We start from the raw sequence: 12,543 nt of genomic DNA on the forward strand, positions 1-12,543 counted from the left end.
GAGGTATAAATTTATGCAAGAACAAATTGTAAAAGACTTAATAGAATTAGTACAAATTCCGGTACAATCGCGTAACGAACGCCTTATAGCAGATAATTTAAAAGCTAAGCTGGAAGCTCTCGGGCTCAGTGTTGTCGAAGATGATATTCGTGTAGCAGATGGTAACACCGGTAATGTACGCGCTCTTTTAAAAGGCAATCCCGATATTGAACCAATTCTCTTTTCTGCTCATATGGACAGAGTAAAAAACAATAATGCCATTCACCCGGTTTTAGATGCGGAAAACAATATCCTGCGTGCAGACGGTGTAACAATTCTGGCGGCAGATGATGTTTCCGGTATAAGCGTAATCTTAGATGCACTGCGCCGTATTATTGCCAGCGATAAACCGCACGGCGATATTGAAGTAGCCTTCTCTGTTTGCGAAGAAGCAGGTGTTATCGGCTCATCCTACTATGACTTCGGCAAATTTGCGGCTAAGAAAGCTTTTGTATTTGACGTCCCTGGCCATATCGGAAAAATTGTACTGCAGGCACCTTCCAAGGCCAAGCTGACATATAAGATTTACGGCAAGAGCGCTCATGCAGGCAACGAACCGGAAAAGGGTATCAATGCCATCAAAGCTGCTGCCGCTCTTATTATGAACATTCCCGACAGCCGTATTACGCCCTTTACAACCACCAATATATCTACAATTCACGCAGGCACCAACGCTACTAATGTTGTCTGCGATTATGCCGAAATTTTAGCAGAAGCACGCAGCACCGATAATGCGGAATTTGATGCTGTCCTGGAAAAATTCGCTGCACCTGTAGCTCAAATCGAAAAAGATTACGGCGTAAGAATCGAATACACGCCTGACGTACTCTACCGCACCTTTAAAATTGAACAAGATGCCGATATTGTGCAAGTTGCTGCCCAAGCACTGCAGGAAATGGGCATAGAGGTGGCCTTCGCCCGCGGCGGCGGTGGAATGGACGGAAATCATTTTAATGCCAACGGCATCCAGGCTATAGGCATTGCTCCCGGTTACTTCAAAAACCATACACCCGCTGAACACATCTATCTTGATGATCTAATCAAATGCGGTGAGCTGGCTGCTAAAATCGCCTGGAATATGGCAAAATAAAGACCTCACTTTAAGGAGCCTCACTATTAGTGCGGCTCCTGCGCTTGTTCAAGGGCAATAGAATTAATCCATTCTTTCATTTTGTAATATTTGAACACTTTTAGCGGTTTTTCGCAGTAAACTGACACTCAAAACTTTTTCTATGAATTTCGCATACACATATATCTCCTATTGACACACTAGGAAAAAAGATGTATTCTGTAATAAAAGACATAGCCTTTATTGGTCTTTTATTATTACGAGGGGGCAAAAACAATGTCAGATACATTATTAGACAAAAACAAAATTTGGCAGCAGATAGACGACGAAAAGGAAAACATGCTGCAGCTTTGGCAGGAATTAGTTAACGTTGATTGCGGTTCCGGCAACAAAGCAGGCGTTGACTTCATCGCACAAAAAATCGAAGCTATTTTAAAAACACTTGGCTTTACCACAACTCAGGTAGAATTTGAAAAAGCAGGCAACACACTTGTCGGCAAAATTGGCGATACCAGTAAGGATTTTATCGTTTTATTAGGTCACATGGACACCGTATTCAAGGACGGCACCGCAGCAGAGCGTCCGTTTAAAATTGTTGACGGAAAAGCCTACGGCCCCGGCTGCCTTGATATGAAGGGCGGCATTGTTATCATGCTGACAGCTTTAAAAGTGCTTTTAGCAAATAATTATACCAAACATGGTATTAAAGTAATCCTCGCAGGCGACGAAGAAGTAGCTCATTATTTAAGCAATGCTTCCGAAACAATTTTGGCTGAAAGCAAGGGTGCTTTGGCTGCATTTAACTTTGAAACAGGTTTCTTGGATCAGGGCGTTGTCACCAGACGCAAGGGCAGATATGAATTTACCATGGAAGCCTATGGCCGTGGCGCACACGTAGGCAATGACCCGCAAAACGGCCGCAGCGCTATCATTGAATTAATGCACAAAGGCATTGATATCGAATCCTTAACCGATTTCGACAAGGGTATTAACTTTAACGTAGGTTTATTCGAAGGCGGCACAGTCAGCAACGCTGTACCGGACTACGCAAAATTAACCTGCGACACACGCTATACCGACTATGCCTTACTGGAAGAAGTATTGCCCAAATTGCAGGCTATTGCGGATAAGCAATACGTTCCCGATACCAAAACCGTTCTCAAGACTGTTACGGAATTCCAATCCATGGATGAGGTTCCCGGCACAGCAGCTTTGCTCAAATTAGTACAGGAAGCAGCAGCAGAGTGCAATTTACCGCAACCGACGGCTAAAGCAGTCGGCGGCGGCAGCGACAGTGCCTATGCTACAGCTGCAGGCGTTCCTACAATCTGTGCTATCGGCGTACAGGGCGCACGCAACCATACGGCAGAAGAATTTGCTGTTGTAGATACCCTCTTCAGCAGATGTAAACTGTTTGCTACTATCATGCTTAATATCTGAGGCAAATAATTAAGCTTGCAGATGCCTTATTAGCATCTTACATATCATATTCTTCCTACATACCCCTAAAAAGTATCGTCCCGGCATTTTTTGCCGGGACGGTACTTTTTTATGTCTGTTTTACACTTTTGTCTTTAATCCTCAATAATCAGACGTCCCTCAATCTCACGTTTGAGATGCTGATGCGTCATAAAGTATTCCTCAATCACATCGCGATACGAAGTCGCCAGCACGCGTACTCTGCCGTTGGCTTCGGCCTCCTCCAGCGTAATATCCAGGAACGGCTTCAGGCTGCTGTAGTGATATTTGCACAGACCAATCTTATAAATCTGCTGCGCGCCCAAGGGCTTGCCATCCAGCGTCAGCTCTTTGAAGCACTGGCCGCTGCGGCTCCATACTACATGCATTCCCTGCGACAGCTGATAAAATTCCGTATGCTCGCCGGTAAAAGCCTCCTCGCGCAGGAAGCGCTTAATCATGCGCGTCAGCTGCTCACCGGTAACCGGCAGCATATATACAGCTTCATCATAGGGGAAGCATTCGGTAAAGTCGCTGTAAAGCACTACCGGTCCCAGATTATAGCTGCGGATAGCACCGGAACCCATCAGCATAATATCAATGCCCAGGCTCTCCTGCAGCGCATCCGCTACCAGGCTGCCAAGAGGAGTTTCCTGAATTCGGGAAGGATGCTCCAGCTTGCGGGCAAAGCGGGTAACCAGTCTGCCATATTTTTTATCGGTTAAATCCTTATAGTGCATAATGAAGTTTTCCAAACCCTCATCACGCGGGCAATGGGATTCATCAATCGGTACGGTCGACCAGGTGTAGGTATCTACCGCATTCAAGTCGGTATCTACCATGATATCAAAGCGACCGATCTGGTCCGTGCCTGTTCCGGCCTGCACAATAAGAATGTCATTAACCTTTACAGGATGCTCCAAAAAGGTATGCGAATGACCGCCGATAATAACGTCAACGCCCCAAGCGGGATCAAGCATTGCCGCCAGCTTTTTATCCTCTTCAAAGCCGATATGTGTAAGAATAATCGTAAAATCAATATCGATTGGATTGTAGGTATTACAAATACGGCCGATTTCCTCTGCCGCCTCGCAGATATCTACAAAGGAACCGATTACCTTATCCATTTTCGTCTGCGCCAGTACGTCCTCGGTAATGATGCCGATGAATAGGATCTTCATACCGTCAATGTGCGCGATATAAAACGGCTGGAAAAGACGCTTGTTATTCGTGCGGATGTGGAAGTTCGCATTGATAATCGGGAAGTTCGCGCATTTTTCGATAAACAGCAGATGCGACAGCCCGTAATCAACCTCATGGTTACCGATGGTCACAACGTCCGGTCCCAGCAGATTCATGATTTCAATGGTCGATACACCCTTGTATTCCGCATCAATTACAGAGCCACGGAACATATCCCCGGCGATGCAGTAGATAACATTCTCTTCTTCTGCCCTTACCTTATTGATATAGCCGGAAAGCATGGATACGCCGCCGACAAGCTTATTATCAATTCTTTCAGCCAGGAAATCGCCATGCAGGTCATTGGAATGTAACAGTGTCAGCTTTTTCAAATTTTTCATAGTAGCACCTCATTTCCTGCAGTTACTGTATTTTTGGTAATTTTATTATAAGGTAAACCCGGTAATTTGCCCCTACCCCAAAAGCGTTTTTCGGGTAGGAAGAGGCTATTTTTTTATTATTTTCGGCTATTTTTTCGCCTGCTTTACTTTTTGCCCGATACATAGTATCATATTTTCATCTGAACTTATCAATTTATCCTATATACCGAATTTCAATATAGTCAAAAAATTTCTTGGGCTTTTCTGTCAGAAAGGATTTTCTGCTATGCTAACCTACAGCTTTGCCGACTTACAGGGAGAGAGCATGTACGCTCATCTCTACAAATGCATCAAAAATGATATCACCAACGGCGTCCTGCATGCCGAAGAAAAGCTGCCCTCCAAGCGCATGCTGGCCAAAAATTTGGGCATCAGCCTCATCACCGTGGAAAATGCCTACGCTCAGCTCGTTGTCGAAGGCTACATCTATTCGCAGCCCAAGCGCGGTTACTACGTAGCGCGCATTGAGCAGCAGCCTCTGCCGGTAAAAGCAGAACGCAAAGCAGCGCCGTCACTCAAAACACAGGCAACGGCGCCAGGCGTCAGCTTTGCCAAAAGCAGCGTACCGCCGGACACCTTTCCCTATAATATCTGGGCACGCCTTTTGCGCCACACGCTCACCACTGCGGACGAGCACGCCCTCATCAGCGACACCAGCGCCGGCGGTGTTTTGCCGCTACGTCAGGCGCTCGCCCGTCATCTTTACCAGTTCCGCGGTCTGAACGTTGCACCCGAGCAGATTATCATCGGCGCAGGCACACAGACGCTGTATAATCTTATCGTACAGCTTTTGGGACGCAGTCACGTCTACGCGCTGGAAAATCCCGGCTATCCGCAGCTGGCAGCAGCCTATCAGGCCAACGACGTCTTCTGCCGTTATCTGCCGATGGATGCCCAAGGCATCCGCGCCGATGTTCTGGAAAACAGCGGTGCCGATATTCTGCACATCAGCCCCTCGCATCAATTCCCTACCGGAATTGTTATGCCCGTCAGCCGTCGCTACGAATTGCTGCGCTGGGCAGCAAAAAAAAGCAGCCGTTATATCATCGAAGATGATTACGACTGCGAATTCCGCCTGTTCGGCAAGCCTATTCCGCCATTGCAGAGCATTGATACCGAGGAAAAGGTTATCTATATCAACACCTTTTCCAAAACGCTGGCACCAACCTTCCGTATCAGCTACATGCTGCTGCCACCGCACCTGGCATCGCTCTTTTATGACAAGCTTGGCTTTTATTCCTGTACTGTATCTAATTTTGAGCAGTTTACGCTCGCTAAATTTATCGAGGACGGTTATTTCGAACGCCACATCAACAGAATGCGCACCTACTACCGCAGCAAGCGTGACCGTCTGCTGCAGTATCTCACGCAGTCCGACGCTGCTCCCGCACTTACGGTAGAAGGCGAGGACAGCGGTCTGCATTTTCTGCTGCATCTTGCTACCGATGCCAAGGATTCTCAGCTTGTGCAGGCTGCAGCAGCCAAGGGCATTCAGATTAAATTTCTTTCGGACTATTATCATGAAAAGGTTGGCGACAGCTCGCACACCCTGCTGATGAATTACACCGGTCTGGCGGATGATAAGCTGTATCCGGCCTTAGACACACTGTTTACCGTGCTGAAGCCTTATCTGAAGCTGTAATTATTTCGCAGCGCACAGGCTGACAAAATATTCGTGGATGGCCGTGCTTTTGGCTACGTCCAGCTCCGGGTGGAAGGCCAGCGCCAGCTGCTTGCCGTACTGTGCCGCCACAATGTGCTCATCTACGGCAGCAAGCACCTCTACGCCATCACCCACGCTGTCAATATACGGCGCACGAATGAAGGTCATCGGCACCTTGCCCAGCTTGCCGAATTCAGCCTCGGTAAAAAAGCTGCCCAGCTGTCTGCCGTAGGCATTACGCTTCACGGTAATCGGCATAGTTGCCAAGTGCACCTTGCTGTCGTTCGTCAGCTTTTCCGCCAACAGAATCATACCCGCGCAGGTTGCCAGTACCGGTAAGTCCTGCGCTATTTTTTTCTGCAGCGGTGCAAACATACCAAGCTCATGCAGCAGCTTGCCCTGCACCGTACTTTCGCCGCCCGGCAGGACGATGCCGTCCAGGGGCTGCTCCAAATCCGGCAGCTGACGCAGCTCTACAGCCTCCACGCCCAGCTGCTGCAGTGCCTGCACGTGCTCAATAAACGCCCCCTGCAGTGCTAAAACGCCAATTCTCATTATTTACCACGCTCCGCCATCAGCAGCTGAATTTTCTGCTCGTTGATGCCTACCATTGCTTCGCCCAAATCCTCGGACAGCTCTGCCAGCATCTTGGCATCGTTGAAGTTGGTTACTGCCTTAACAATAGCCTGCGCACGCTTTGCCGGGTCGCCGGATTTGAAAATACCGGAGCCTACGAATACGCCCTCGGCACCCAGCTGCATCATCAGAGCTGCATCCGCCGGAGTTGCTACGCCGCCTGCTGCAAAATTTACTACCGGCAAACGTTTATGCTCATGTACGTAAACAACTAAATCATACGGAACCTGCAGCTCCTTGGCAGCGTTGAACAGCTCGTTTTCTTCCATAGCAGCGATTTGTGCAATCTGCTGATTCATTTTACGCATATGGCGCACTGCCTGCACAACGTCACCGGTACCGGGCTCGCCTTTGGTACGGATCATGGATGCACCTTCGTTGATACGGCGCAATGCTTCGCCCAAATCCTTGGCACCGCAAACAAATGGTACGTTAAACTTGGTTTTATCGATATGGTAAACATCATCAGCCGGAGAAAGCACCTCGCTCTCGTCGATATAGTCAATCTCCAGAGCCTCCAGAATCTGCGCTTCTACGAAATGACCGATGCGCACCTTTGCCATAACAGGAATGGAAACTGCGTTTTGAATTGCCTTAATCAGCTTCGGATCGCTCATGCGTGCTACACCGCCTGCTGCACGGATATCGGCAGGAATCTTCTCCAGCGCCATAACAGCGCAGGCACCTGCTGCCTCCGCGATACACGCCTGCTCCGGTGTAGTAACATCCATAATTACGCCACCCTTTAACATCTGTGCCAACTGTGCATTTAATTTATAACGTTCATTCATTGTGAATACCTCCAAAATATATGCAAATAATAGGTTATGTGTAGTATTATACTCACATCTGAACTTATTAGTATATTCATTTCTCATCAATTTGCTATGTTCAGTTTGTATATCGGTATTTTTCACAGCTTACACAAACATACTGCTAAGTAACGCCTTAAGCATTGCCGCAGACAGCAAAAAAAGCAGTCGTTCTATCATCAACGATGACAGCGACTGCTTTTGCGTATATTCAGAAGGCCAGTAATGCATTTACATCTCTGCCTTCGTCATAACAACGACAGTGACATTTTTCAACTGCACGCTGCCATTACCTGAGCATCTGGCCTCACATTTTTATGCAAAACTGAACTTTTATTACTGCAATATATTTAATTATAAACCGCCTGCACTTTATAGAGCATTCATCAAAAATTTAATGCCGGTAATCAACACCAATACACTCGCCAGCTTCATCAGAATGCCGGACTGCAGCCTTTGCGCCAAGGCTACACCGCCCTGAGCGCCGATAAAAGCACCCGCACCAATCGCCAGACCGCTGGTCCACACAATATGCCCCAGCATAGCATGCGACACTAAGCCCGCAAGCGAGGAAACCGCCAAAATGCAGGTAGAAGTAGCAATGGCCACATGCACAGGGAAATTCAGCACATATACCATAAAGGGAACGTGGACGATACCGCCGCCGATGCCCAAAATGCTGGCTAAAAAGCCCACACCGACGCTGCAAAGAACGCCCAACTTCCAGTTATAAACTTCCGGCACCTCGCCGGCCGTCTTACCCGCCGCATTCTTACTGGCCTTGCGATACATATTTATCGCTGCCAGCACAAAGAAAGCGCCGAACACCAGATAAAAAAGCCTGCCCTGCAGATATTCTGCGGCATAGCTGCCTAAAAAAGCACCGGGAACAGTAGCCACAGCAAATTTCAAGGCCGCATCAACGCAAACCTTCTTCTGCCTGATATAGCCCCAGGTCCCCGAAACCGCATTCATCAGTACCACCAGCACCGAAGTACCAATGGCCAGCTGCGGTTCATAATGCCAGACAAATACCAGAAGCGGTACAATTACCATACCGCCGCCAATGCCTAAAAGCGCTCCCAATAAACCGACTAAAATACCTAAGGCCAAAAAGCCCGCTGCTTCCATCTGCATCCCTCTCATTCTCTCATAATTCTCATTGCAGATTAGCTTGTTTTTTTTGAATCTCTAAATCTCTCGTCGGTCAAAATCAGCCTTGACCTGTATTCTCATATGCTCCGCAAGCATTCGAAAAAATTGCGGAACAGCAAATATTTTACACCTAAATAATCAAAAAAGGAAGTACCTGTGATAAAAATCACTTAGAAATGGGAGCCTGCCTGCATATTCACCAGGTTTTCCCAAAACAACAACATTTCATGCCTGTTCTTTTCGACAAAGGCACGTAATTCTTCAATAGGAGCCTGCATCATAACCTCCTGCAATACACAATTATTTTGTAAATAAAAAACTAACTATTTCATTGTACTAAACAGTTAAATCCTTGTCAACAAAGTAAAAGCGGCAGCCGCTATTAGCGACTGCCACATGCATCAGCTTCGCTCTGAAATTATTCGGCAACTACCATAACCTTAAAGGTAGCAGTTACATCGGTATGCAGCTTAGCAACGGCGGTGTATTCGCCTAAGCCCTTAACTGCGGATTTCAGCTCGATTTTACGACGGTCAATGTTCAGACCGGTTTGCTTAATCAAAGCTTCGGCAACATCCTTGGAGGTTACGGAGCCAAACATTTTACCGTTTTCACCCACGCGTACCTTCATGGTTACTACAACCTTTTCTACCTGCGCACCCAAAACAACAGCCTCATCCTTAGCCTGAGCTGCACGATGCTTAGCGGTTGCCTGGTCCTGTTTAGCCTGGTTGAGGTTAGCTGCGGTAGCTTCCTTAGCTAATTTACGCGGCAGCAGGTAGTTGCGGCCATAGCCTTCGGCAGTTTCTACGATTTCACCTTTCTTGCCTAAGCTTTTAACATCTTGTAAAAGAATTACTTTCATCTGTTCGACACTCCTCTAACTGTTTTTTAGTCAGCGCAATAATCTGCGCTTCTACATCCCTGGCACGTTTATTTGCCAGCTGCACACCGGCCACCGTCTGATGACCGCCGCCGCCCAGCTCTTCCATAATTACCTGCACATTGACGCTGCCGTCACTGCGGGCACTTATGCTCAGGGAACCATCTTTATATTCAACAATTGCCATGCCTACAGCTACACTCTCAATGGTAATCAGAGTATCAGCTGTCTGCGCGGCAAGCACGGAAGACATAGTATCATTATCTGCATTGCGCATAATTGCAATAGATAAACCCGGTATCGGCATTCTTGCTCCGGCTATCAGCTTAGCCTTCTGCTGTACAAAGCTCAAATCATCCTTAAACAGCTGGCGTATCAGATTCGGGTTAGCACCGCAACGGCGCAGCAGAGCGGCAGCCTCAAAGGTACGCTCGCCTGTCTGCACATTGAAGTTTTTCGTATCCAGTACAATACCGGCATACAAGGCTGTTGCCTCCGCCGGCGTAATATCCAGTCTGTCATCAAAATAACCGATCAGCTCCGTTACCAGTTCACTGGTGGACGAGCTGGAAGGCTCCAGATAAAGCAACGTTGTATCACCGATAATATCCTCGGCACGACGATGATGGTCGATGATAATGCGGTTTCGGCAAGCCTGCAGCACAGCCTTGCTGGCCGAAAGCACCTCACGGTGATGGTCGACGATAATCAAAAGGCTCTTATTGGTAACCAACGGTAAAGCATCGGCACCACTCCGCATAATATCTATATACTTTGTTTCGTTAGCCGAAAGAATGATATTCTCATTATCCAGCACCTCGGTAATACGCTTATAATAAGCGTTATGCTCGCTGCTGACAATATAGGTTTCCTTGCCCAGCGACAGGCCCAGCTTAGCCATACCAATAGTAGCGCCGATGGCATCATAATCCTCATTGACATGTCCCATAACAAAGATACGGTCAGCCTGCAGCATCTGCTCATGAATCGTCTGCGCCACGATGCGGGCACGTACACGCGTACTTTTGGCACCGACACTGCTCGTGCCGCCAAAGAACTGCGTATTCTTATCCTTCATAACAACAGCCTGGTCACCGCCGCGTCCTAATGCCAGATAAAGGCTCTTATTGGCATTGCCGATAAGCTCCTCTAGCGTAACGCCGTCGCAGGCTACGCCTATACTTACCGTCGGCGGTATTTTATTGCCGCTGCGGATTTCGCGCACCTTATCTAGAATCATGAACTTATCTTCCATCATATCCATTACGGCAGACATGGAAAAGCCCATCAGGCTGCTTTCCTTGTTCATACGGCAGATAAAGCCCTGCTTGGAAGCAGCCCACTTCGTCAGCAGCTCGTTGATTTCGCCATTCAAATTGGCCATATTGGTTTCGCTCAGCCCGCGCATAACCTCTTCGTAGTTATCAAAGCGCACATAGGCCAGGCACAGCTTATCATTGCTGTATTTCTGGCGCAAAAGCTCATAATCCGTGATATCCGTCAGATACAGCATAAGGCCGCTGGAGGTATTTTCCTTTTTACTGTGGTGTTCCTGCGTTTCCACGCTGTAATAGCGCATACGGTAATAGTGATCCTCAATCTGGATAACCTGCTCACCGTCACGCACGCTCATCAGCTCAAAAGCATTCTGTGCCAACGGCAGAATATCCTCGGGCTTTTTGCCCTCCAGATTACTTTTGCCGGTCCAGGCGGCAAACAATTCATTTTTCCATTGCAGCTTGCCATCTTTGGAAAAAACTGCAATGCCTACATCCAGCTTGCGCACCGCAAAATGGTTGGTACGTTCAATATTGCGGATAATATTATCCAGATAGCTGCTGAAAAAGATTTCCCTGTTGATAAGGTTCTGGCGGCTGAAATAATAGATAACGCCAAAAAGAATCAGTGCAGGAAAAATCAGCTTAGGCTGCAGATAGCAGACTAATACTGCCAGCAGCACAATTATCAGCAAATAAATATTAGTATCCGCTTTGGAATTCATATTCCGGTTAAACCTACTGAACATTATTTTCACCTCAAATCCGGCACATCTGCCGAACTTTACCTTTGTTTTCTGAATCTGCTTGCAGGACGGATTTTCCTGAAGTCCATAACAATATCAAAGGCACCTACATAAACCATAATCTGGGTAAAGATAGGCACTATAAAGAGCAGCGCTATACCGATATTGGCCCACCAACGCGGCTTATGCTTTGTATCCACAAACCAGTACAGCAGTACGATGCCCTGCAAAACCAGCACAAAGCTGCAGACCGTCTGTACATTGACAGACAGCGTATACATCCAGCTTGCCTGATCATGCTGATAATAATAGGTTACCGCAAACAAAGACGCAACATACGGCCACAAAATCCAGCCGGGAACCTGCAGCATCGTAAACGGAGGAAAGGCTTCAAAGCTTTCACCCAGCTTCGTAAGAATCTTTTTGGCAGCCATGTAGTTCACAAAAGCCATCAGCGGCGCACACATCATGAATGCACCCGGCATGATAATGCGCATCATGCGCAGCATTTCAGCATAACCGTCGACAGTCTTTTTGATATCAGCCTCGCTCATGCCATGCTCACGGTAATAAACCGTCAGCTGCTCCAGACTTTGGTGGAAGGAGCTGAACATCATCTCAATCGGGTCAATACCCAGTACCCAGAAGCTCAGCACAATATTCAGCACCAGCGCAATTACAGCGCCGACACTGCCGTAAAGCATCATTTTCATCGGCGGCAGATGGCGTCGCATACACTCGCCTAAAATCAAACCCAAAAGGCCAAAAATAGCCGCCAGGAAAAAGGCATTAATCGGACTGATAATCATTGCGATAATCACGGTAGCAACCAGCAGCGTCATAATGCTCCATTTCAATCCGTGACGGCAGCCGCAGATGACGATAGGCAGGGGCCAGACGAAATTAACGAAAGCGCCCAGCACAGGCACATACATACTTATTAAAGCCATAACGATGGCAACGGCAGCTAAAATACCGGCCTCAACCATGGCAGATGTTTTACGAATCACAGGTTATCCTCCTTTATGGATATATTTCTTCAATATATTATTGTACTACATCAACCGCTGAAAAGCAAAGGCTTTACATCCGCCGGCAGGCTGTATTGTGCATTTCATACAAAAGTAGTATAATATATATTACGCTCTTGTATAGCAACGCCTGCCGTACATAAGCGTCTTTT

The 12,543-nt window shown here is 47.4% G+C and carries 10 protein-coding genes; 3 read left to right on the plus strand and 7 right to left on the minus strand.

What is annotated here, in order from left to right; all coding sequences use genetic code 11:
• Positions 1 to 13 precede the first annotated feature (13 nt).
• Together KAH19_RS03885 and KAH19_RS03890 are read left to right on the plus strand one after the other, a co-directional pair.
• On the plus strand, positions 14 to 1,129 hold the full coding sequence (locus KAH19_RS03885) for a M20/M25/M40 family metallo-hydrolase (protein WP_210685177.1): 1,116 nt from the start codon (positions 14 to 16) through the stop codon (positions 1,127 to 1,129).
• Between the two features lie 255 nt (positions 1,130 to 1,384).
• Complete coding sequence (locus KAH19_RS03890; protein WP_210685178.1) at positions 1,385 to 2,548, plus strand: M20 family metallopeptidase; 1,164 nt, start codon at positions 1,385 to 1,387, stop codon at positions 2,546 to 2,548.
• Positions 2,549 to 2,682: 134 nt separating this feature from the next.
• Here the strand turns inward: KAH19_RS03890 and KAH19_RS03895 are convergent, their stop codons facing one another.
• Positions 2,683 to 4,149: a bifunctional UDP-sugar hydrolase/5'-nucleotidase gene (locus KAH19_RS03895; RefSeq protein WP_210685179.1), complete on the minus strand. Its 1,467-nt coding sequence runs from the start codon at positions 4,147 to 4,149 to the stop codon at positions 2,683 to 2,685.
• A gap of 265 nt (positions 4,150 to 4,414) precedes the next feature.
• Here KAH19_RS03895 and KAH19_RS03900 point away from each other — a divergent pair, with 265 nt between their 5' ends.
• On the plus strand, positions 4,415 to 5,830 hold the full coding sequence (locus tag KAH19_RS03900) for a PLP-dependent aminotransferase family protein (RefSeq protein WP_210685180.1): 1,416 nt from the start codon (positions 4,415 to 4,417) through the stop codon (positions 5,828 to 5,830).
• Here the strand turns inward: KAH19_RS03900 and pdxT are convergent, their stop codons facing one another.
• The 6 genes from pdxT to KAH19_RS03930 all read right to left on the minus strand — a co-directional run bounded on the left by pdxT (position 5,831) and on the right by KAH19_RS03930 (position 12,370).
• Complete coding sequence (gene pdxT, locus KAH19_RS03905; protein WP_210685181.1) at positions 5,831 to 6,406, minus strand: pyridoxal 5'-phosphate synthase glutaminase subunit PdxT; 576 nt, start codon at positions 6,404 to 6,406, stop codon at positions 5,831 to 5,833. It abuts the gene before it with no gap.
• Positions 6,406 to 7,278, minus strand: a complete 873-nt coding sequence (gene pdxS, locus KAH19_RS03910) for a pyridoxal 5'-phosphate synthase lyase subunit PdxS (protein WP_210685182.1) — start codon at positions 7,276 to 7,278, stop codon at positions 6,406 to 6,408. Before pdxS ends, pdxT begins: the two co-directional genes overlap by 1 nt.
• Before the next feature lie 393 nt (positions 7,279 to 7,671).
• The gene (locus KAH19_RS03915; RefSeq protein WP_210685183.1) at positions 7,672 to 8,436 is read right to left on the minus strand and encodes a sulfite exporter TauE/SafE family protein; all 765 of its coding nucleotides are present in this window, start codon (positions 8,434 to 8,436) and stop codon (positions 7,672 to 7,674) included.
• A 436-nt stretch (positions 8,437 to 8,872) separates the two neighbouring features.
• Entirely contained in the window at positions 8,873 to 9,319 is a 447-nt protein-coding gene (gene rplI, locus KAH19_RS03920) for a 50S ribosomal protein L9 (protein WP_021719166.1), read from the minus strand.
• The gene (locus KAH19_RS03925) at positions 9,291 to 11,339 is read right to left on the minus strand and encodes a DHH family phosphoesterase (protein ID WP_210685184.1); all 2,049 of its coding nucleotides are present in this window, start codon (positions 11,337 to 11,339) and stop codon (positions 9,291 to 9,293) included. The genes rplI and KAH19_RS03925 overlap by 29 nt, the downstream gene beginning before the upstream one ends.
• Positions 11,340 to 11,398: 59 nt before the next feature.
• Complete coding sequence (locus KAH19_RS03930) at positions 11,399 to 12,370, minus strand: YybS family protein (protein WP_210685185.1); 972 nt, start codon at positions 12,368 to 12,370, stop codon at positions 11,399 to 11,401.
• Between the last annotated feature and the right edge of the window lie 173 nt (positions 12,371 to 12,543).

This window comes from Phascolarctobacterium sp. Marseille-Q4147, from assembly GCF_017968825.1.
GTDB lineage: Bacteria > Bacillota > Negativicutes > Acidaminococcales > Acidaminococcaceae > Phascolarctobacterium_A.